We start from the raw sequence: 20,862 nt of genomic DNA on the forward strand, positions 1-20,862 counted from the left end.
TGGACGACCGCCCGCGCCTGTCTCGCCATCGAGGCTTAGACCGGCCAAAGCGGTCCTTCCTGCATCGCACCGATTTGCTCGCGCAATTCGAGTACGCGCTCTTCCCAGTATCGCTGCGTGTTGAACCAGGGAAAGGCGGCCGGAAAAGCCGGATCGTCCCAACGCCTAGCCAGCCACGCCGCGTAGTGCATCAGCCGTAGCGTGCGCAGCGCCTCGATCAAGTGCAACTCGCGTGGCTCGAATTCGCAAAAATCCTCGTATCCAGCGAGCAGATCCGACAATGCGCTCGCGGCTTCGAGCCGTCCGCCCGGCAGCAGCAGCCAGAGATCCTGGATCGCGGGACCCATCCGGCTGTCGTCGAAATCGACGAAGTGAGGGCCCGCTTCGGTCCACAGCACATTGCTCGCGTGACAATCGCCATGCAGCCGCAGATAGGCAATATCGCCGGCCGCCTCGAACGCGCGTTCGACGCCTTCGAGCGCGAGCGTGGCCGCCGCCTCGTACGAGGCACGCAATTCGACCGGTATGAAATCGTGCGCCAGCAAGAATTCGCGCGGCTCATAGCCGAACGCGGCGATATCGAGTGTCGGACGCGCCACGTACGGGACTCGTTTGCCGACCGCATGAATTCGGCCGATGAAACGCCCCATCCATTCGAGCGTATCGCGGCGATCGAGATCGGGCGAACGTCCGCCGCGCCGCTCGAACACGGCGAATCTGAAATCGTCGAACGTATGGAGCGTGCGACCCTCGATTTCGCGTGCGGGCACGGCCGGGATTTCGCTCTGCACGAGTTCGGCGACGAAAGCGTGTTCTTCGAGAATCGCGGCGTCCGACCATCTATTGGGCCGATAGAATTTCGCGACGACCGGCGGTCCGTCCTCGACGCCGACCTGGTAGACGCGGTTTTCGTAGCTGTTGAGCGGCAGCAGACGTCCGTCGGTGCGTACGCCGGTTTGAGCCAGCACGCTGTCGAGCGCGTCGAGCACGCATTCCGGCGTGAGCCGGGTGAAAGGGTGCGTGGCCGTTGAAGACGGCACGCCGGGGGAATCGGAGAATGGCTCGTTCATGCCGGCATTGTGCCGCATCGGCGCGCGGCCCGGCGGATGACTACCTCTGACGATTGCGTGATCCGAACTTCGATTTCAATGAACGAGCGATCCGGCCGGACGTGCGACGAGTTCACCGGTATCGATGAGGTCCTCCAGGAAAAACGGCTCGGTGTTCAATTGCAGCGAGGCACCGGGCTCCCCGGCGAACCAAACGACCATCGCCATATCGCCGAGTATGCGCATGACGATCCCGCGCGCGCCGGAAGGCACGGCCATATGCACTGACCTGACGATAGAACCGATTTGCATGATGTCTCCCCTCTGGGGCGTTGAACGATGACTCGATTGTTCACGGAACCGGCCTATGAGGAAAGCCGAATGTAGAGGCCGATTAACCGCTATTTCCAGCGATCGTCCTTACAAAAAGCTGACCATCCAAATAGCAAGAGTCCCGCACGCTCGCCCATTTGTGCGCGCCGCTCATGCGATCCGTCACTCCGATGCGGAGCGCTTCGCAATACGTTACGCGTACCAGGCGGTATAGTCCAAGCATAACGTGCGGCGCTTGGCCGCGGTGATCGACTGAGCGAAGCCCAGGCTCGCGCGGCGCGGCACATCGATTGCGCCGCCGGACCGTTAGATACGGTCGCCGCGCGGCGTCGCAATGGACGAGGGAACGAACATGATGGCTTTATCGCAAGGCGGCACGCGTCCCACAACTTGGCCGAGATGGCTCGGCGCAGCGACAACCGCAGCGGGTCTCGCACTCGCGCTGGGCGCCTGCGCGCGCAGCGGTGTGGACGACGTCAAACCCACCGCCACCACGGCCTACCATTCGGGCGAGGCCGGCGCGCCGCAGCCTGCGCCGTCCACCGCGCCGGCGCCCACGCGGGAGTGACGTGCCGGCACCCGCCCCGTATCTGGAACGCGGTTCGCGCGCGTATTGGCGCGCCAGCCTCGCGCTGTTGTTCGCCGGCTACGCGACCTTTTCGCTGCTCTACTGCGTGCAGCCGTTGCTGCCCGCATTTTCGTCGACGTTCGGCACGACGCCCGCGCAAAGCAGCTTAGCCATCTCGCTGACGACAGGCGTGCTCGCCTGCGCCATCTTCGCGGCCGGGTTCGCATCGGAAGCATTGAGCCGGCATCGTTTGATGACGGCCTCCTTGATCGTATCGGCTTTGCTCACGATCGCCGTTTCGGTCGTTCCCCGGTGGCCGGAGGTGCTCGTGCTGCGCGCGCTCGAAGGCGCGGCCCTCGGCGGCGTGCCGGCCGTCGCGATGGCCTATCTCGCGGAAGAGGTCCACCCCGATGGGCTTGGCCTAGCGATGGGACTCTATGTCGGCGGCACGGCCATCGGCGGCATGGCCGGCCGCGTGGTGGCCGGCATACTCGCGGACGCATTCTCATGGCGCATCTCGATCGGCGTCATCGGCGTGCTCGGACTTGTCGCGATGCTCGCGTTCCGCATGTTGCTGCCGCCGTCGCGGCACTTCGCGCCGCGGCGCGGGCTTGCGCTTGCGCACCATCGCGAAGCGCTGCGCGCGCACCTTGCGACGCCGGCGCTTAGAGCGCTGTTTGCGATGGCGTTCGTCTTGATGGGCTGCTTCGTTACGCTGTACAACTACGTCGGCTACCGGCTGCTCGCCGCGCCGTACAACCTCAATCAAACGCAGATCGGCGCGATTTTCGTCGTCTACTTGGCGGGTGTCGTCGCGTCGCCGTTGTCGGGCCGCATGGCCGATCTCATGGGCCGCTCCCGCGTCTTGATCGCGAGCCTTCTTCTCATGCTGGCGGGCGTCGCCTTGACTCAACTGGCCGCGATCGCGGCGATCGTCGCAGGCATCGCTTGTGTCACGTTCGGCTTTTTCGCGGGGCACGCGGTGGCGAGCGGCTGGGTCGGGCGACTCGCGCAGCGCGCGAAAGGCCAAGCGGCCGCGTTATATCTGCTCGCCTACTATCTGGGCTCGAGCCTCGTCGGCTGGTATGGCGGGCATACGTTCGGCGCCTATGGATGGAGCGGCGTCACCGCGCTCGTCGGCGCGCTGCTCATGCTCGGCATCGTCACGGCCTTCTGGCTCGGGTCGCGTGAACGCGCCGGCGGCGCCTAAGGCAAATCGTCCCGCGTCTCCTATACTCGATCAACGCGTGTGCACGTTTGCCGCAAATGCACCGCAACAAAAGAGGGAGGAGATGAGCATGCCGACGGACTTCACCATTAGCGATTTCATCCTCGTCATTCCGATGGCGCTCGCGGGCGCGCTATTTCTCGGCGCGCTGCCCACGTCCTCGCGCTTCGTGCATAACTTGTTGCGCGTGCTCGGCGTGCTGATCGGCGTCGTGTTCGCGGTGGTGCTCGTGGAAGGGCTGCCGGCGCTGATGTAGCTCGGCGAGCCCAACCCAACGGCGAAAAGCTCGAACCCGAGCGCGCGACCGCTCAGATGCGCTGATCGGTGGAGGGCTTCTCCCAGAGGTTGATCCCGCCTTCGGTCGCGTAGCGATCGATCTCGGCAATCTCATCGCTCGAGAATGCGAGGTTGGCGAGCGCGCCCACGTTCTCGCGGACCTGCTCCGCACGGCTGGCACCGATGAGCGCCGAAGTCACGCGCGCGTCGCGCAGCACCCATGCCAGCGCCATTTGCGCGAGCGACTGGCCGCGTCGCTTCGCGATCTCGTTGAGCTTCCGGACGTGCTCGATGTTTTCGGGGCTCAAGTGACTTTGCTGCAGCGAGCCGCCGCCCGGCTTGTTGATCCGTGCGTCGTCCGGCACGCCGTTCAGATACTTCGACGTGAGCAACCCTTGCGCGAGCGGCGTGAAAGCGATGCAGCCGGTACCGACTTCATCGAGTGCGTCGAGCAACTCGCGCTCGATCCAGCGGTTGAGCATGTTGTACGACGGCTGATGAATGAGCAGAGGAACTTTGTGCTCGCGCAGCAAGGCCGCCATCTCGCGCGTCTTGGCCCCCGAGTACGACGAGATGCCCACATAGAGGGCCTTGCCTTGATGCACGGCCGTGGCAAGCGCGGCGGCCGTTTCCTCGAGCGGCGTGTCGGCGTCGAAGCGGTGCGAGTAAAAAATGTCGACGTAATCGAGCCCCATGCGCTTCAAACTCTGGTCGAGACTCGCCAACACGTATTTGCGCGAACCCCCGCCCTGCCCATATGGCCCCGGCCACATGTCCCAGCCCGCTTTGGTCGAAATCAGCAATTCGTCGCGATAAGGGCGGAAGTCGTCTTTGAACAGCCGGCCGAAGTTCGTTTCGGCGGTGCCGTACGGCGGCCCGTAGTTGTTCGCCAGATCGAAGTGCGTAATGCCGAGATCGAATGCCGTCCGCAAAATGTCGCGCTGCGTCGAAAGCGGCGTCGTATCGCCGAAGTTGTGCCACAAGCCGAGCGAGAGCGCCGGCAGCTTCAGCCCCGAACGGCCGCAAGTACGGAATTGCATGTCGGCATAGCGGGCGGATGCAGCTTCATAGGCCATGAGAGTCCTCGATGAGTGCGTGAAAAAATGCGTCGGCGGCATGCAAGCCCGGCGACGAGGGGTGCAAAGCGATGGACACTTGCGCGGCAAGTTTCATACACTGCCGCCTGCTCGAACCATCGATGGGAAAGTCATGATCAAAGCGATTTCCGTGGCGTTGATCGCGGGTGGCATCGTGCTGCTGTATTTTGGCGGCCAATCGTTCCATTCGCTGGCAAACGACGTGTCGCGCGTCGTAACCGGCACGCCCACGAATAAAACCATTTGGCTCATCGCCGGCGGGGTCGTGGCGACGCTCGCCGGCTTGATCGGCTTGACCGCCTCGTCGGCCGGCAAACGCTGAGACGCCCGCCTGCGCGCGAGCGCCCCGGATCACACCGCGACCTCGGGCTTGGACGCGGAGCGCGTACCCGGCAGCGGCACGTTGCTCGCCCCGTGATATGTGAAGACGAGCGAGAACTTCACCTCGTCCGAGAGGTTTTGACCCGCGGAGTGCAGCGTATTGCAATGGAAGAAAACGATGTCGCCAGGCGCGAGTTCGGGCGACACCGCCGTGCGCAGCAACGCTTCGTTCTCGGGTAAGTCGGCCCGGAAAAACTTTTGCGCGTCGAATCGTTCCGAGGTGAACGTCATCGCGTGCGAACCGGGCACGAACCACAAGCCCCCGTTGCGAACCGTTTCGGTACCGACCGCGAGCCAAGTCGATACGAGATCGTCGCGTTCGAACGACCAGTAACGCGCGTCGCGGTGCCAGCCCGTCAGGCTGCCATAGGCCGGATGCTTGGTCATCATGCAATTGTGGTGCGCACGCGAAAGCCGCGGCGATTCGCCGAAATACAGCTCCATCCAGCCCTTGATTTCGGGCGCCGTCGCCCATTCGCGCAGCAGCGGGTCGCGCGCATACGCGTCGAGCAAGCGTCGCACCGTATGGCCGCCGGGCGCATGCTTGGACTCGGGCGCGCCCGGGTAGCGCAAGTCCGCTTCGTATTCGAGCGGCTGGGCGGCCTCGTTCAATTGGCGCACCGCCAGCTCCTTGATCGCCTCGCACCGTTCGCTCGGAACGAGCCCCTTGACCACGACGAAGCCGCGCTCGCGCAGCTCCCGCACTTGTTCTATTTTCGATTGCGCTGACATGAAACGTTCCTTGTTGAAGGACCGCCGGGGCGGAAAACGTTTCATTCTAAAGCGCGCGCGAGCGGTGCGTATTTCGCACCGGCCCAGTGCGAGGGTGAGCACGACTTACGCACGTCACGATTCGCGTGTACTGTGGCCCGCATGTCGATTTTTTTCACCGGCTTCTTGCGGCCCTGTTTTACGTCGCGCCCCGCTGCCGCTTTCCCCGAAGCTTGCACTCGCAGTCACCGTCGGCCCGCGCCGCGCCAACGCGCGCATGGCACGGTTGCTGCGTCGTTACGGCGGCCTCGCGCTCACAGCGAGGGCCATCCTCCCGGTTTGTTCGAATCATGCAAAAACGTCTCGCCTCCCGTCCCGCCCGAAACCGTTCGTCGCTGAGCCCGGCGCGCCCGCTGCGGCGTGCGCCCGCGCGTGCGCTGCGGCACCATGCCGCGCGGACCGTCGCGCTGTCGCGCCGCGGGCCCGTACCGGCGCATGCTCCGGAAACCGGCGGCTCGCTGCGCGCCTGGTTGCACGCGGTGTTCTCGCTGCTGCGCAGCAAAACGCGCGCGCGCCGTCTGTTGTTGCGCGGGCTACTGCGTCACACGAAAGCACGCCGCGCCGCACTCGCCAACGCCCAGCGCGCCGCCGCGACGGCGAACCGCAGGCCGCGCCGCCTGTTGGCCAGCGCGGGTTGGTTCGCATTTGCGGCGAGATAGCAGCCGCGGTGCGCCCGCGTCCTTACACCTGCGCCATACCGCCGTCGACGAACAATTCGGTGCCGTTGATATACGCGGCTGCGTCCGAAGCAAGGAAGGCCACGACGTTTCCGATTTCCTCGGGTTCCCCAAGGCGGCCCAGCGGCACTTGCGAAGACAGCGCGTCGAACAATCCTTGGCGTGCGTCGCCGGGAACGAGGTCGCCGAGCCCCGGCGTGCGGATCGGCCCCGGACTGACCGCATTCACGCGAATCCGGCGGTCTTTCAGATCGAGCGCCCACGAGCGCGCGAAGTTTCGCACCGCGGCTTTGCTCGCGCTGTAGACGCTGAAATTGGCGGTGCCCGTGATGGACGTAACGGACGAAGCGAGGATCACGGACGCCCCGTCGGTCAACAACGGTAAAGCCTTTTGAACGGTGAACAGCACGCCGCGCACGTTGGTTCCGAAGATCCGGTCGAAGTGCTCTTCCGTAATCGCACCGAGCGGCATCATGTCGCCACCGCCCGCGTTGGCGAACAAGATATCGAGCTTGCCGGCCGTTCTGGCGATCTGCGCATAAACCTCATCCAGGTCCGATAAGACGGACGCGTCGGCTCGAATCGCCGTCGCGCCCGAGCCGATCTGCTCGAGCGCGGCGTCGAGTTCGGGCTGACGGCGGCCGGTGATGAAAACGCGTGCGCCCTGGTCCGCCAATTCCTTCGCCGTGGCAAGGCCGATCCCGCTGCTTGCACCCGTGACCAATGCGATCTTTCCGCTCAGTTGCTTGCTCATTTCCAACTCCCTTTCTGTGATTAAAAAACGGTGAAGGCGCCCCGCTTCGACAGAGACTAGGACGGTCGGCTGCCTGTCTTCGCGGTGCATGCAAGCCACTTTAGAGACGCTTCTTTTATTGATAAACGGCGAAAAGACGAAATAACTATCCACACGCATGTACAATCGACGCACCTTTCCTCCGGTCGTCGACATGGATCAGTTATTGGCGATGCGAGCCTTCGCCCGCGTCGTGGAAGCGGGCAGCTTCACGCGGGCCGCCGAGTCGTTGAACGTGCCGAACGCCACGATGAGCAAGCTCGTACAGGAACTCGAGGCGCACTTGGGGATCCGCCTTTTGCAGCGCACGACGCGCAAGGTGACCGTAACGGCCGAGGGCCAGGACTATTACGCCAAAGCCACCCGCATTCTCGAAGATCTTCAGGACATCGATGCGTCCTTCAATGCCGCGCGGGGCAAACCGCGCGGCAATCTACGGATCGACGTGGGCGGGTTGACGGCAAAGGACGTATTGATCCCGCTGCTTCCGGATTTCATGGCGATTTATCCGGACATCCGGATCGATCTGGGCGTTGCCGACCGCTCGGTCGATCTCATCAGCGAGAGCGTCGACTGCGTGATCCGGGGCGGGCCGCTGGACAACTCATCGCTCGTCGCTCGCACTATCGGCCATGCCGAGATGGTCACATGCGCAACCCCGGCCTATCTGCGCCAATTCGGCGTGCCCGCGTATCCCGAAGAACTCAAGAACGGACACAGGCTAGTCAGCTACGTCTCCACGCAGAACGGTCGGGCGATGCCTTTTCGCTTTCAGCGCGACGGCGAGAAAATCGAGATCAAGGTCGAACATCGAATCGGCGTCAACGAAAGCAATGCCCACTTTGCGGCTGCGCTCGCGGGGCTGGGGATCGTTCAAACGTTCGCGCATTCGGCCCGATCCGCGCTGCGGGATGGTGCGCTGGTGGAAATCCTCGCGCAGTGGCGCCCTCCGGCGTATCCATTTCATGTCGTCTACCCGCGCAACCGTTATGTCACGCATCGTCTACGCGTCTTCCTCGACTGGCTGATCGCGCATTTCCCCGACAAAGTCCGAGGCACCGACCGGGATTAATGGCAGACGCGGCACGCGGCAGATCGAGGGCATCTCACGGACGCGCGGCGTAGGCGTAAAATTTCGGCAGTGAGACTAACCGGCCCGGCCCCACGACGCAGGATTGACGATGAATACCCCCTCCCCCGAAAAGCCGCGGCGTAAGGGACCATCGAAGCGCACGTTGAACGTACTGACGGCGCTCGTCGGCGTCGGCACGCTGGCAGCCGGTATCGGCTGGCTCGTCTATAGCTGGAAAACCGATCTCGAAGTACCCTACTTCGCCATTCCACTCGTCTTGTGCGTGCCCGTGATCGTGGCTGTCGCCTTCCGTAACTGCTGGGACTAGCCGCGCCCGGCACTACCCCTTGCTCGGTCGCCGGCCGCGCCGCAACGCAACGCAACGGCGCGTCGGCGATAACGCGGCACGCGGCTTGCGGCGCTTCGGACATCCGTACCACACCCGACGAGGATGCTCCGATGACGAGGCTATCGACGTATTCCGGCGAGCAGCAAGCGCTGATCCGCGCACAGGAAACCCCAAACGGCGGCGATGCGTCGCAAGCGGAGCCCGCCTCGCCGGACACGCGCCCGGAGCACGATTCGCGAGGTGAGCCCGCCAAGCCAAGCGATAAGCCGCTCCCCGACCTACCGAATCCGGCGGAAGTCGGAGAGGACGGCTAGACGCCCGTGCATCGGGCGACCGCCTCCGCTCGACGAAAGGGCCGGACGGCGCAAGCGCGGGCCTCTCGGTCAGCGTTGCGCCGACGTCAGTTCAACCGTTTCCTGCACCCAGCGCCGCGCGTGTTCGGGCCAAAACTCCTCGGGGCCGTATACGCCCCGGTCGGCATCGAACACCCACCCCAAATGGGACTCCGGGCCTCGGTCGCCGGCCAGAAACGTTTCGGCATCTCGCGGATCGCCGGGATAGTTTTGAACGAAGAGTTTCTTGCATTCGACGGCATCGCGCTCTTTGAGCCAATGGTGCTGAGTCGGATGCTGGATGATCGTGCGTTCCGTACGCCACAGCCCCCGCGCGATTTCGGCGTCGCTCTCGCGATTCACATACTCGAGACGCGGTGTTTGCACCGCAACGCCGAAGGCGCCCAACGCGGCCGCCAGCGCGAGTTCATCGCACAAATCGCCGGGCCAGTGCACGTGGTCCTCGCGCGCAAGCTCCCCCATTTTCCATTCGTCGATAATGCGAATCCAGGCGTCCAACCAGGGAATACAGCTTTCATCGGCCATCACGGTTCCCGAGTTATAGCGTATCCAGAATTTCTGCTCCGGCCAGCGAATGGACACGAGCGGTGCCCGCCACGTTGACGGAATCGGCGCCACGATACGGCATTCGACATCTAAATAAAGCACGGTGCCGAATTCCTCAACGCCTCTGCGAATGATGCGCGGGTGGTTGCACCACGCCTGCAATAAGCTCGAATAGTCTTCGTCGATTTCGTAAAGATGGCAAGGGTAGCCGAATCGCTCGCAATCGGCGCGCAAATTCCGGAACATGTTCTTGTAGATCCCCGATGCCCAAGCGATACACGTAAACCTTTCAGAGGAATTTTTGTTCATATCGTAATTTCCACGTGAAAAATAAAGCGCACCCGTCAATGGGAACATTGACCGCACTCAGTATTGATTTGCGCGGATCGCTCGTCAATGCACGATTGAGCGGCACGCCGCTTAATGATATCAATCAGGCTCGTCGATTACTAAATAGTGGGACGATGGACATCGCTTTTACCGCCTATCTCTGACGGACTTCGGTATTCTTGCCTCGAAAGCAGAACACCCATCGATGCATAGACCTATACAGAATCGTCGAGTCGACGCAGCGGCATCATGTTCGTCGCAACCATGCTCGACGTGTTGATACGAACCCGCGCGACAAATGAGACCGGCAATTCGAAGAAGAACGCAGATCACTTCGACGACACGAGCATATGCATGGGCAGTCCATGCCTTTACGGCCTGCGGCGTAATATGCGGGCTAGCGGCTCTGCTTGCCGTTGAAGCCCGTGATTGGTCGAAGGTGCTATTTTGGTTGTTCGTCGCCTTGATCATCGACGGCATCGACGGGCCGATCGCTAGAAAGATCGACGTTAAAGCCATACTCCCCCGATTCGACGGCGGCACGCTCGATCTACTGGTCGATTACTTCACCTTCGTGATCGTACCGGCGCTGATGCTCTACCATTCCGAATTGCTGCCGTCGTCGATACGATTTGCGCTGACCGTACTGATTTTGACGTCGGCATTGCATCATTATTGCAATCGCGATATCAAGACAGCGGATGGCTATTTTGTCGGATTTCCGGAGTTTTGGAATATTGCCGCCTTCTATTTTTATCGATTTCAGGCAGCCCCGTCCGTTACGGCGGTCGCCGTCGCACTGTTATGCGTGCTGACGCTTACGCCAATCAAAGTGGTGCATCCCCTCCGGGTCGAGAAATTCCGGATCTTGAACATAGCCGTCACGCTGATATGGCTGCTATTTGCCGCCATCGCGCTGGCCCGCCCCGATTCACATAGCGATTGGCTGTTGCTTGGAAACATTTTTCCGCTCGCTTACTTTGCATGGATTAGCGTCCGTCGCACGGCAGGCGGTCCGGGTTCGGCAACGATCGAGAAGGGAGCGGCTCGTGCCGACGCAGAGCATGGCCTGTAATTTCACCGTGACGGAGCAGGTCGACCCGCATGTTCGGCGGCGCCGCGACATCCTGCGCGCGCATCCGCAAGTTCGCGGCTTATTCGGCCACAACCGGTGGTCGGCACTCTTGGCGGCCGCGCTCGTGCTGGCGCAGCTTGGGCTGGCGGCGCGGATGCGCGGCCTGGCCCTTTGGCAACCTGTACTGCTGGCATGGCTCGTCGGCGCCTATGTCGCCGCTTCGCTGCTTGCCCTCATTCACGACGCCAGCCACAACCTGATCTTCAAAGGCCGCGGCGCCAATCATTGGGCGGCGTGCCTGGCCAACGTGCCGCTCGTCCTCTGGAGCGCCGTGCCATTCTTTCGCTATCACCTATGGCATCACCGCGCGTTCGGCGACTACGAGCGCGACGTCGGCGTGCCCACTGCCTCGGAAGCGCGTTGGGTCGGCAACCGCGCTTCACGCAAAGCCTTATGGCTCGCGTTTTTTCCGGTTTTCCAAATGCTCAGAACGCGCAAATTCCCCGGTGGCCAGCCTTATTGGACGGGGTGGATGTCGATCAATGCGACGGTGCAGATCGGAGTCGATGTGCTCGTGCTTTGGCTGTGGGGGTGGCAGGCGTTGCTCTATCTCGCCCTATCGATCTTTTTCGCGCTCGGCCTGCATCCATTGGGCACGCGCGTCGTGCAAGAGCACTTCGTGCTCGTCGAAGGGCAGGAGACCAACAACTTCACCGGGTGGACCAACCTGTTCGAGTGCAATTTCGGATATCACATCGAACATCATGACTTTCCCAACGTTCCGTGGAACCGTTTGCCGCGGCTGCGAGCGATCGCGCCGGAGTTTTATGCAGGTCAACCGGCCTTCGCTTCGCGCGCGAAGTTATTGTTGCAGTTCATCTTCGATCCGGCCTGGTCCGTCTATCGCAATACGGTGCGACTGAAGCCGGGCCGCGCGGGTGGACGGCATCCATGAATAGCGCGCCCGGGACGATTCGTCTAGCGGCGATCGGCGCCGGTTTCATGTCGCGGCGGCGGATAGCGGCGTTTGTTTCCACCGGACGCGTAGAGCTCGTCGGCATCGCCGCCCGCCGCTTGTCGAGCGCGCAAGCGCTAGGCGCGCAATTCGGTTGCAGCGTTTGCTACGACGACCCTCTGCGCCTTGTCGAATGCGCGCCCGATGCAGTATTGATCGAAGTCCCGCACAGCGCGCAAGACGCGTTGGCGTCGTGGGCGATCGGGCAGCGATTGCCCACCCTGATCGGAGGCCCGCTGTCCGCTTCGTTGGCCGGCGGAGCACGCATCGTCGAACTTGCACGAGCCCACGACGTCTTGATCGAGCTTGGCTTCGAAGCACGTTATAAGGCCGTGTGGGAAACCGCTCGCGATTGGATCGAAGCCGACCGGATCGGCCGGCCGATCGCGATTCAGTCGATCGCCCTTTGGAATGGGAATGCGGGAAGCTGGTACTACGACGAAGCGGCAAGCGGCGGCATGCCATTGACCCACATGAGCTATGCCTTCATCAATCCATTGCGTTGGTTGTTCGGCGAGCCGCTGCGCGTTTCGGCGTTCGCCAATCGGATCCGGCATACCGCCGATCATCAAGTGCGCGAGGAAACCTGCGTCGCCAATCTGTTGTTTCCGCGGGACGTGTTGTGTTCGATGCTGGCAGGCTACGTGAAGCCGGGAAACGCCGAGTCCTGGCAGATTTCCATCGTCGGCAGCGAAGGCGTGCTCGAGCTGCGCCCGACGGAGATGGAGAACGGCAGCCTGCGCCTGTATCGCGGCGAGGAGATCACGACGATGGATTTCGCCGGCGCGCAAGACGCCTTTATCGCCCAGGCGCATGCCTTCCTCGATTCGATCGAAGGCCGGATGCGTTGCCGCAACCGCCCTCACGACGCGCTGAACGACTTGCGCATCGCCGCCGCGATCACGGCGTCGGCGCGCGAGCATCGATCGATCGAACTGGACCAGCCGGTAGGGCACGCTCCCGGTCCGCCGGCACCGCATTGCCGCGCCCCTAATGAAAACGGCCCGGGCGCTTAGACGCCCGGGCCGGCAATTCGAGGCAATGGCGCCGCTATTACGCCACTTCGGCAACCGGCTCCGTGCCCGCCGCCTCGGCCAACACGAGCGCCTTGTCGGCCGCTTCCCACGAGAATTCCGGCTCTTCGCGGCCGAAGTGACCGTAAGCAGCCGTCTTCTCATAGACGGGGCGCAGCAAATCGAGCATCTGAATGATGCCCTTCGGACGCAGGTCGAAGTGCTCGCGAACGAGCGCCGTGATCGTCGCATCGGACACCTTGCCCGTGCCGAACGTATTGACCATGACGGAGGTAGGCTGCGCCACGCCGATCGCGTACGACACTTGAATCAAGCAACGCGAGGCCAAACCGGCCGCCACGATGTTCTTTGCGACGTAACGGCCCGCATAGGCCGCCGAGCGATCGACCTTCGACGGATCCTTGCCCGAGAACGCGCCGCCGCCGTGGGGCGCCGCCCCGCCGTACGTATCGACGATGATCTTGCGGCCGGTCAAACCGCAGTCGCCTTGCGGACCGCCGATGACGAAGCGGCCCGTCGGGTTCACGAGGAACTTGATGTCGCCCTTGATCAGCTCGGCCGGCAACGTCGGCTTGATGACCTCTTCGATGACGGCTTCGCGCAGCGTCGACAGTTCGATCTCCGGCGCATGTTGCGTCGAGAGCACGACGGTATCGATCGAATGCGGCTTGCCGTCGAGATAGCGCACCGTCACTTGCGACTTCGCATCGGGACGCAGCCAAGGCAGGCGGCCATCGCGGCGCAGCGACGCTTGGCGCTCGACCAGGCGATGCGACAAGTGAATCGGCAGCGGCATCAACTCAGGCGTTTCGTCGCAGGCGTAGCCGAACATCAAGCCTTGGTCGCCGGCGCCTTGATCGAGGTTGTTGTCGTGCGCGCGATCCACGCCTTGCGCGATATCGGGCGATTGCTTGTCGTAGGCGACGAGCACCGCGCAACCGCGGTAGTCGATGCCGTAATCGGTGTTGTCGTAGCCGATGCGCTTGATCGTGTCGCGCGCGATCTGGATGTAATCGACGTTCGCCGTCGTGGTGATTTCACCGGCCAGCACGACGAGACCCGTGTTGCACAGCGTTTCGGCGGCAACGCGCGAGTATTTGTCCTGCGTGAGGATGGCGTCGAGAATGGCGTCCGAGATTTGGTCGGCGACCTTGTCGGGATGGCCTTCGGAAACGGATTCGGACGTGAAAAGGTAGTCGTTTGCCACGTTGCAGACTCCAAGGTTACGGTGTTGAGTTCACGTAGCCAGCTTCGGGAGCCTGAAGCGGCGACGCTTTAGCGGATTTCCTATTCGCCCGGACGCTGCTGGCGCCCTGGCGACTTCGCCCCGCAAGTTGTCTATTAACTCGGCGAAGCCCGTATTATAGCGGCTTCTCGAGATTGTCACAGAGCGAATTGCCGTGTCTCTTCCCATCTATTCGGCGCATCGCGCGCCGCGCTCATGCGTCCCCGCCGCCTTCGCGCCGGCTCAGCATTCGTTTTATCCGCTCCCGCGTGAGGGCCGAGCATGTTAAATCGCCTCGGCACGAAGCTCGCCATCGGGCTGCTCAAATTTCTGGCGATCTTGCCGTACGGTTTCGTCGCGCGCCTGGGCGACGGCCTCGGCTGGCTGCTCTATCAAATCCCGAGCAAGCGCCGGCGCGTCGTTCACACGAACCTCGCACTGTGCTTCCCCGAGTGGAGCGAGCAAAAGCGCGAGGAGATCGCGTCCAAGCACTTTCGCCAGGCGATCCGCAGTTACGTGGAACGCAGCGTGCAATGGTTCGGCTCCCTGGAGAAGCTCAAAAAGCTCGTGGTGGTCGACAGCGAAGTCGATCTGACCGATCCGAACATGCCGCCCACGCTGCTGCTCGGCTTTCACTTCGTCGGCATCGAAGCGGGCTCGGTGTTCATCAACGTGGCGTTGCAACGCCAATGCGCCGCCCTCTATCAGCCGATGTCGAACCCCGAACTCGAGGAAATCGCGAAGCAGGCCCGCGGCCGGTTCGGCGCCGACATGGCGAGCCGGGCCGATAGCGCGCGCGTGGTGCTGCGTTGGCTGCGCGAGCGCAAACCCGTCATGCTCGGCGCCGATATGGACTACGGCCTGCGCAATTCCACGTTCGTGCCCTTTTTCGGCATCCCCACGTGCACATTGACGGCCGTCGGGCGGTTCGCGCAGGTGGGCCACGCGCAAGTGCTGCCGTTCATCGGCGAGGTGCTGCCCAATTACAAAGGTTATCGGCTAAAGGTCTTCAAACCTTGGGAAAACTTTCCGACGGGCGACGACGAGGCCGATGCGCGACGCATGAACGCGTTCCTCGAAGAGCAGATTCCGCGCATCCCCGAGCAGTACTACTGGGTGCACAAACGCTTCAAGACCCGCCCGCCCGGCATGCCGAGCGTCTACGATTGAGGCGCGGCATCGATTGCCGTGCGCTGTCCCTTACAATAGCGCCATCATGAAGCTCAAGTTCACCAAGATGCACGGCGCGGGCAACGACTTCGTCGTGCTCGACGGCTATAGCCGGCCGCTCGCCCTGACGAGCGAGCAAGTGCGCGCGCTCGCCGACCGCCATTTCGGCATCGGCGCGGATCAGTTGCTGCTGGTCGAGCGGCCCACGGTGGAGGGCGCCGACTTCAAATACCGCATCTTCAATTGCGACGGCGGCGAAGTCGAACATTGCGGCAACGGCGCGCGATGCTTCGTCAAGTTCGTGCGAGATACCGGCCTTACCGATCGGCGCAGCGTCCGAGTGCAGGTGCACGGCGGCCTCATCACGCTGACGATGCAAGAAAACGGCGAGGTCGTCGTCGATATGGGCGCGCCCGTATTCGAGCCCGCGCGCGTGCCGTTCGACGCCACGGGGCTCGAAGGACGCGGCGAAGGCGCCGACACGCTCTGGCCGCTCGAGATCGAGGGCCTCACGTACTGGGTCTCGGTCGTGTCGATGGGCAATCCGCACGCCGTCCAGGTCGTGGACGATGTCCGCGCCTTTCCGGTTGCCGAGCTGGGCCCGAGGATCGAGCATCACGCGCGCTTCCCGCAGCGCGTGAACGCAGGCTTCATGCAGATCGTCTCGCGCGGCGAAGTGGCGCTACGCGTGTTCGAGCGCGGCGCGGGCGAGACGCTTGCCTGCGGCACGGGGGCCTGCGCGGCGGTTGCCGCCGGCATTCGCCGCGGCCTGCTCGATTCGCCCGTCACCGTCCACGCGCTCGGCGGCACGCTGACCATCGCCTGGGACGGCGCGCGCGACGAAGCCGCCTCGCTCATGATGTCGGGGCCCGCGACGACGGTGTTCGAGGGCGAGATCGAACTCGCCGATTGAACCGATACGATGGCGGCGCGTCGGTGGCGCGCCGGCCTTTTTTATACCCATTCGCTCTTGCCCGCTCTTTTGCCGACACCCATGAACGATCGCGAAGTCGCCGACTATCTGCTCGCCAATCCGGAATTCTTCTCCCAGCATGCGGAGCTATTGGCGGCGATCCGGCTCGCCAATCCGCACGGCAAGGCCGCCGTCTCGCTGCAAGAGCGCCAGATGGACATGCTGCGCGAAAAGAACAAGTTGCTCGAGCGGCGGCTGGCCGAGTTGCTGCGGTACGGACACGAGAACGACAGCATCGCGGCCAAGTTCAACCGCTGGACCGCGCGCGTGATCGCCGAGCGCGACGCGCACGCCTTGCCGCGTACCGTCGCGCAAGGCCTCATGGAAGTGTTCGACGTGCCGCAAGCGGCGCTGCGCGTGTGGGACGTGGCCGATACCTACCGCGAGGCCGAATTCGCGCGTCACGTAGGTGAGGAAGTCCGCTTATTCGCGAACGGGCTCGACGCGCCGTACTGCGGCGCCAACTCTGGCTTCGAGGCGGCGCAATGGCTCGTCGCGCCGGACGTCGCCGGCCAGGGCCCCGCCGGCGACGCGGGCGGCGTCCAGTCGATCGTCCTCATCGCGCTGCGCGAACCGCGCGCGGGCGAGAACTCGGCCGCGCGCGCGAACGCCGCCGAAGCGGCGCAGGGCGCCGGGGAGCAGGCGAGCGCGGCGCCGGCCTTCGGCTTGCTCGTCATGGGCTCGCCCGACCCCCGGCGTTTTCATGAGGGGATGGCGACCGATTTCCTGATGCAAATCGGCACACTGGCAAGCGCGGCGTTGAGCCGGCTGCTCGCCCGGTAAGCCGCCGCCTCTTTCCGACGAGCGCACACGTGCCCCCGGCCGATTCCGAACTGATCGAGCAATACCTCGCCGACCTCACGCATGCACGGCGGCTCTCCGAGCATACGCTGCGCAGCTATGCGCACGAGCTCGAGACGCTGTTGCAATTGGCGAAAGGCCGGCCGCTCGCGAGTCTGTCCTCCGTGGATATGCGCGGGGCCGTGGCCCGGGCGCATGCGGGCGGGCTGGCGGCGCGCTCGATCGCCCATCGCCTGTCGGCTTGGCGCGCCTTTTACCGTTGGCTCGGCGAGCGGATCGAGCTGCCCGCCAATCCGGTGGCCGCCGTGCGGGCGCCCAAGCAACCTAAACGGCTGCCCAAAGCGCTGTCCGTGGACGACGCCGCCGCACTGATGCACGCCGGTGCGGCCGATAACGCCGAAGGACTGCGCGACCATGCCATCCTCGAACTCTTCTACTCGTCCGGCTTGCGGCTCTCGGAACTGGTCGGGCTCGACGTCGCGTTCGACGAAGGCGGCGGCTACCGCTCGGCCGGCTGGCTCGATATGGCGGCGCGCGAAGTGACGGTGCTCGGCAAGGGCAAACGTCAGCGCGCCGTGCCTGTCGGCAGCAAGGCGATCGAGGCGCTGGACGCTTGGCTCGCCGTGCGCGGCCAGTTCGTCAAAGCCGACCCGCATCCGCTGTTCTTGTCGGTGCGCGGAGCGCGCATATCGCCGAACGTCGTGCGCGAGCGCGTCAAGCGCGCCGCGCTGCGCGCCGGAATCCCGGCCAATGTGCATCCGCACGTATTGCGGCACTCGTTCGCGACGCACGTCTTGCAGTCCAGCGGCGATCTGCGCGCCGTGCAGGAATTGCTCGGCCACGCCAGCGTCGCCGCGACGCAAATCTATACGTCGCTCGACTTCCAACATCTCGCGCGTATCTACGATACGGCTCACCCGCGCGCGAAAAAGCGCGACTGACGCGCTTCCCGGCGCGCGTCGCGGCGCGCCGCTCAACCCCGTTTTTGCCATGAATACCGTTACGCTCAAGCCTTCGAAGGAAAAATCGCTGTTGCGCCGCCATCCGTGGGTCTATGCCAACGCGATCGAGCACGTCGAGGGCAAGCCCGCCTCGGGCGCCACCGTCGTCGTGCGCGCGCACGACGGCCGTTTCCTTGCCCGGGCGGCTTACAGCCCGCACTCGCAAATCCGCCTGCGCGTTTGGAGTTTCGACGAGAGCGAGCCGATCGACCACGCGTTTTTCAAGCGGCGCGTGCAACGCGCTTTCGCGCATCGGCAAGCGTTCGTGCGCGACACGGGCGCCGTGCGGCTGATCTTCGGCGAAGCCGACGGCCTGCCGGGGCTCGTCGTCGATTACTACACGGAAGACAGCGGCGCCGGCCGCGGCCAACTGGTCTGCCAATTCATGGCCGCGGGGGTCGAGGCGTGGAAGCAGGCGATCGTGGCGGCGCTCGTCGGCGCCACGGGCTGCCCGAACGTCTATGAACGCTCCGATGTGTCGATCCGCGAAAAGGAAGGCCTCGAGCAAACGACCGGCGTTTTGACCGGCGACGCCCCGCCCGAAACACTGATCGCGCGCGAGAACGGCGTGCGTTACCACGTCGACGTCCGCACCGGCCATAAAACCGGTTTTTACGTCGACCAGCGCGATAATCGGGCGCTCGTCCAGACCTACGCCTCGGGGCGCGAGGTCCTCAATTGCTTCTGCTACACCGGCGGTTTCTCGCTTGCGGCATTGGGCGGGGGGGCCAAGCGCGTCGTCTCGATCGACTCGTCGGGCGAGGCGCTCGCCCTTGCGCGCGCGAACGTCGAGGCCAACGGCTTCGACGCGAGCCGGGCCGAGTGGCTCGACGCCGATGCGTTTCGCACGCTGCGCCGTCTCGTGGACGAGGGCGAGCGCTTCGATCTCGTCGTGCTCGACCCGCCGAAATTCGCGCCGGCACGCGAGCACGTGGATCGCGCGGCGCGCGCCTACAAGGACATCAACCTCTCGGGGTTTCGTCTGTTGCGCCCGGGCGGGCTGCTCTTCACGTATTCGTGCTCGGGCGCGATCGATGCGGATCTTTTCCAAAAGATCGTCGCCGGCGCCGCTGCCGACGCGCGCGTGGACGCCCGAATCTTGAAGCGTCTCGGCGCGGGTCTGGACCATCCGCTCTTGGCGGCATTCCCCGAAGGCGAGTACCTGAAGGGGCTGCTGTTGCAAATCGTATGACCGCCCCCATTTAGGGCGAACGCGCGGCGGCGCGCCACGCCGAGGCCGGCGGCAAAGGAGGCTTCGGCGCAAATGCGCGCGCGCCGGTATGCTTCAATATTTTCGTGGCCGGCTCGCTTGAACCGTCCCTGATTTCGACCCATAGGCGATTGAACATGATCCCCGTCACTATCTTGACCGGCTTCCTAGGCAGCGGCAAAACCACGCTGCTCAAGCGCATCCTCACCGAAAAGCACGGCATGAAGATCGCCGTCATCGAAAACGAGTTCGGCGAGGAGAACATCGACAACGAGATCCTCGTTCAGGAACAAGCCGAGCAGATCGTGCAAATGAGCAACGGCTGCATCTGCTGCACGATCCGAGGCGATCTGGCCCGCGCGCTCGGCGATCTCGCCACCCGCAAGCGCGCCGGCGAGATCGCGTTCGACCGCGTGGTCATCGAAACGACGGGTTTGGCCAATCCGGGCCCCGTCGCGCAGACGTTCTTCATGGATAGCGAGGTCGGCGACGCGTTCTTGCTCGATGCGATCATCACGCTCGTCGACGCCAAACACGCCAATGCGCAGCTCGACCAGCACGAAGTGGTGCAGCGCCAGGTGGGCTTCGCCGACCGTCTGTTTATCACTAAGTCCGACCTCGTCGACGAAGCGACGCTCGCCGACTTGCGCCATCGCCTGGTCCATATGAACCCGAAAGCGGCGATCAAGGTCGTGAACTTCGGCGACGCCGACATCAAGGAAATCTTCGATCTGCGCGGCTTCAACCTGAACGCGAAGCTCGAGATCGATCCGGACTTCCTCGCCGAAGACGATCACGACCACGACCACGATCATGCCCACGCGCATGATCACGGCCACGACCACGAGCATTGCGATCACGACCACGGCCATTGCGAGCACGAGGGCCATGCGCATCACCACCATGCGCACCATGACGACCGGATCAAGTCGTTCGTCTACCGCAACGATCGTCCGTTCGACCCGAACAAGCTCGAGGACTTCCTCGGCGGCGTCCTGCAGATCTACGGCGAGCGGCTGCTGCGCTACAAGGGCGTGCTCTATATGAAGGGCGTCGACCGCAAGGTCGTGTTCCAGGGCGTCCACCAAATGATGGGAAGCGATCTCGCGGCCAAATGGCTACCGATCGAAAAGAAGACGAACAAGATGGTGTTCATCGGCATCGATCTGCCGCAAGACCTCATTACGGACGGCCTCGACGCCTGCCTCGCGTAAATCGTCGGACAGGTGGTGCGCCGCACGCGCTTCCCGCGTCGAAGGTTCGCTTTTTGCACGGGTGCGCGCTATATTTTCAGGATATTGGTGGCGCCGCGACAGGGTTTTCTCTGTTGCAGCGCCGAAGTTTGATTCAGTTACAATACGTCCCCGCCGCTTACCGGCGGGTTAGGCGACGGCACCGGGAAACCTTATCCGGGCAAGGCCGAAACAAAAGAATCGAGACACCGAAAGACGCCGCGTCCGAGGCTCGCGCATTGCAAGGCTCGTGTTGCGGCGCCAGGAGCACCCGAGGATCGGTTTCCTTACGGAGTTCGGCCC

At 63.7% G+C, this 20,862-nt stretch carries 25 protein-coding genes; 18 read left to right on the forward strand and 7 right to left on the reverse strand.

The genetic code is table 11. The features are described from left to right. Positions 1–35 precede the first annotated feature (35 nt). A complete protein-coding gene (locus tag DXT59_RS23720) occupies positions 36–1,070 on the reverse strand; it encodes a serine/threonine protein kinase (RefSeq protein WP_116139880.1) in 1,035 nt (344 codons plus the stop codon). A gap of 75 nt (positions 1,071–1,145) precedes the next feature. Continuing rightward, positions 1,146–1,361, reverse strand: coding sequence for a hypothetical protein (locus DXT59_RS23725; RefSeq protein WP_102645611.1), 216 nt, complete (start codon positions 1,359–1,361; stop codon positions 1,146–1,148). 373 nt (positions 1,362–1,734) lie between these two features. On the opposite strand from DXT59_RS23725, the gene DXT59_RS30790 reads away from it, so the two are divergent. From DXT59_RS30790 to DXT59_RS23735, 3 genes are all read left to right on the forward strand, one after another. Next, positions 1,735–1,950: a hypothetical protein gene (locus tag DXT59_RS30790; protein ID WP_162878212.1), complete on the forward strand. Its 216-nt coding sequence runs from the start codon at positions 1,735–1,737 to the stop codon at positions 1,948–1,950. Then, positions 1,913–3,160: an MFS transporter gene (locus DXT59_RS23730; protein ID WP_240324645.1), complete on the forward strand. Its 1,248-nt coding sequence runs from the start codon at positions 1,913–1,915 to the stop codon at positions 3,158–3,160. Before DXT59_RS30790 ends, DXT59_RS23730 begins: the two co-directional genes overlap by 38 nt. Positions 3,161–3,248: 88 nt before the next feature. Continuing rightward, positions 3,249–3,434, forward strand: a complete 186-nt coding sequence (locus DXT59_RS23735; RefSeq protein WP_116139884.1) for a hypothetical protein — start codon at positions 3,249–3,251, stop codon at positions 3,432–3,434. A 52-nt stretch (positions 3,435–3,486) separates the two neighbouring features. Here the strand turns inward: DXT59_RS23735 and mgrA are convergent, their stop codons facing one another. Next, positions 3,487–4,530, reverse strand: a complete 1,044-nt coding sequence (mgrA, locus tag DXT59_RS23740; protein ID WP_116139783.1) for an L-glyceraldehyde 3-phosphate reductase — start codon at positions 4,528–4,530, stop codon at positions 3,487–3,489. Between the two features lie 133 nt (positions 4,531–4,663). Here mgrA and DXT59_RS23745 point away from each other — a divergent pair, with 133 nt between their 5' ends. Then, on the forward strand, positions 4,664–4,873 hold the full coding sequence (locus DXT59_RS23745) for a DUF3185 family protein (RefSeq protein ID WP_116139785.1): 210 nt from the start codon (positions 4,664–4,666) through the stop codon (positions 4,871–4,873). 29 nt (positions 4,874–4,902) lie between these two features. Here the strand turns inward: DXT59_RS23745 and DXT59_RS23750 are convergent, their stop codons facing one another. Next, positions 4,903–5,664 carry a phytanoyl-CoA dioxygenase family protein gene (locus tag DXT59_RS23750; RefSeq protein WP_116139886.1) on the reverse strand — a complete coding sequence of 254 codons (762 nt, stop codon included), beginning with the start codon at positions 5,662–5,664 and terminating at the stop codon, positions 4,903–4,905. Positions 5,665–5,993: 329 nt separating this feature from the next. On the opposite strand from DXT59_RS23750, the gene DXT59_RS23755 reads away from it, so the two are divergent. Beyond that, positions 5,994–6,362, forward strand: a complete 369-nt coding sequence (locus tag DXT59_RS23755) for a hypothetical protein (protein WP_116139787.1) — start codon at positions 5,994–5,996, stop codon at positions 6,360–6,362. A 22-nt stretch (positions 6,363–6,384) separates the two neighbouring features. Here the strand turns inward: DXT59_RS23755 and DXT59_RS23760 are convergent, their stop codons facing one another. Next, positions 6,385–7,134 carry an SDR family NAD(P)-dependent oxidoreductase gene (locus tag DXT59_RS23760; protein WP_116139789.1) on the reverse strand — a complete coding sequence of 250 codons (750 nt, stop codon included), beginning with the start codon at positions 7,132–7,134 and terminating at the stop codon, positions 6,385–6,387. 193 nt (positions 7,135–7,327) lie between these two features. On the opposite strand from DXT59_RS23760, the gene DXT59_RS23765 reads away from it, so the two are divergent. The 3 genes from DXT59_RS23765 to DXT59_RS23775 all read left to right on the forward strand — a co-directional run bounded on the left by DXT59_RS23765 (position 7,328) and on the right by DXT59_RS23775 (position 8,908). Then, complete coding sequence (locus tag DXT59_RS23765) at positions 7,328–8,245, forward strand: LysR family transcriptional regulator (protein ID WP_116139888.1); 918 nt, start codon at positions 7,328–7,330, stop codon at positions 8,243–8,245. A gap of 109 nt (positions 8,246–8,354) precedes the next feature. Further along, positions 8,355–8,573 carry a hypothetical protein gene (locus DXT59_RS23770; RefSeq protein ID WP_116139791.1) on the forward strand — a complete coding sequence of 73 codons (219 nt, stop codon included), beginning with the start codon at positions 8,355–8,357 and terminating at the stop codon, positions 8,571–8,573. Positions 8,574–8,704: 131 nt separating this feature from the next. Beyond that, positions 8,705–8,908 carry a hypothetical protein gene (locus tag DXT59_RS23775; RefSeq protein WP_116139793.1) on the forward strand — a complete coding sequence of 68 codons (204 nt, stop codon included), beginning with the start codon at positions 8,705–8,707 and terminating at the stop codon, positions 8,906–8,908. A gap of 69 nt (positions 8,909–8,977) precedes the next feature. Here DXT59_RS23775 and DXT59_RS23780 read toward each other — a convergent pair whose 3' ends face one another. Continuing rightward, positions 8,978–9,802: a hypothetical protein gene (locus DXT59_RS23780; protein WP_162878221.1), complete on the reverse strand. Its 825-nt coding sequence runs from the start codon at positions 9,800–9,802 to the stop codon at positions 8,978–8,980. Positions 9,803–9,840: 38 nt separating this feature from the next. On the opposite strand from DXT59_RS23780, the gene DXT59_RS30795 reads away from it, so the two are divergent. The 4 genes from DXT59_RS30795 to DXT59_RS23795 all read left to right on the forward strand — a co-directional run bounded on the left by DXT59_RS30795 (position 9,841) and on the right by DXT59_RS23795 (position 12,929). Further along, the gene (locus DXT59_RS30795; protein WP_162878222.1) at positions 9,841–9,987 is read left to right on the forward strand and encodes a hypothetical protein; all 147 of its coding nucleotides are present in this window, start codon (positions 9,841–9,843) and stop codon (positions 9,985–9,987) included. Between the two features lie 287 nt (positions 9,988–10,274). Next, positions 10,275–10,898: a CDP-alcohol phosphatidyltransferase family protein gene (locus DXT59_RS23785; RefSeq protein WP_162878223.1), complete on the forward strand. Its 624-nt coding sequence runs from the start codon at positions 10,275–10,277 to the stop codon at positions 10,896–10,898. Next, positions 10,873–11,853 carry a fatty acid desaturase gene (locus DXT59_RS23790; RefSeq protein WP_162878224.1) on the forward strand — a complete coding sequence of 327 codons (981 nt, stop codon included), beginning with the start codon at positions 10,873–10,875 and terminating at the stop codon, positions 11,851–11,853. Before DXT59_RS23785 ends, DXT59_RS23790 begins: the two co-directional genes overlap by 26 nt. After that, the gene (locus DXT59_RS23795) at positions 11,850–12,929 is read left to right on the forward strand and encodes a Gfo/Idh/MocA family protein (protein ID WP_116139800.1); all 1,080 of its coding nucleotides are present in this window, start codon (positions 11,850–11,852) and stop codon (positions 12,927–12,929) included. The genes DXT59_RS23790 and DXT59_RS23795 overlap by 4 nt, the downstream gene beginning before the upstream one ends. Positions 12,930–12,966: 37 nt before the next feature. On the opposite strand, the gene metK is transcribed toward DXT59_RS23795, so the two are convergent. After that, positions 12,967–14,154 (reverse strand): methionine adenosyltransferase, encoded by a 1,188-nt coding sequence (gene metK / locus DXT59_RS23800; protein WP_116139803.1) that lies wholly within the window; start codon positions 14,152–14,154, stop codon positions 12,967–12,969. Between the two features lie 300 nt (positions 14,155–14,454). On the opposite strand from metK, the gene DXT59_RS23805 reads away from it, so the two are divergent. From DXT59_RS23805 to DXT59_RS23830, 6 genes are all read left to right on the forward strand, one after another. Beyond that, positions 14,455–15,342 carry a lipid A biosynthesis lauroyl acyltransferase gene (locus DXT59_RS23805; RefSeq protein WP_116139805.1) on the forward strand — a complete coding sequence of 296 codons (888 nt, stop codon included), beginning with the start codon at positions 14,455–14,457 and terminating at the stop codon, positions 15,340–15,342. Positions 15,343–15,388: 46 nt separating this feature from the next. Then, positions 15,389–16,255 (forward strand): diaminopimelate epimerase, encoded by an 867-nt coding sequence (gene dapF, locus DXT59_RS23810; protein WP_116139807.1) that lies wholly within the window; start codon positions 15,389–15,391, stop codon positions 16,253–16,255. Positions 16,256–16,336: 81 nt separating this feature from the next. Further along, positions 16,337–17,098: a DUF484 family protein gene (locus DXT59_RS23815; protein ID WP_116139891.1), complete on the forward strand. Its 762-nt coding sequence runs from the start codon at positions 16,337–16,339 to the stop codon at positions 17,096–17,098. 29 nt (positions 17,099–17,127) lie between these two features. Next, on the forward strand, positions 17,128–18,057 hold the full coding sequence (gene xerC, locus DXT59_RS23820; RefSeq protein WP_116139810.1) for a tyrosine recombinase XerC: 930 nt from the start codon (positions 17,128–17,130) through the stop codon (positions 18,055–18,057). A gap of 49 nt (positions 18,058–18,106) precedes the next feature. Further along, positions 18,107–19,309, forward strand: coding sequence for a class I SAM-dependent rRNA methyltransferase (locus DXT59_RS23825; protein ID WP_116139812.1), 1,203 nt, complete (start codon positions 18,107–18,109; stop codon positions 19,307–19,309). A 155-nt stretch (positions 19,310–19,464) separates the two neighbouring features. Beyond that, entirely contained in the window at positions 19,465–20,541 is a 1,077-nt protein-coding gene (locus DXT59_RS23830; RefSeq protein WP_116139814.1) for a CobW family GTP-binding protein, read from the forward strand. Positions 20,542–20,862 lie beyond the last annotated feature (321 nt).

Origin of the sequence: Trinickia diaoshuihuensis (genome assembly GCF_003390925.1) — a bacterium.
Lineage (GTDB): Bacteria > Pseudomonadota > Gammaproteobacteria > Burkholderiales > Burkholderiaceae > Trinickia > Trinickia diaoshuihuensis.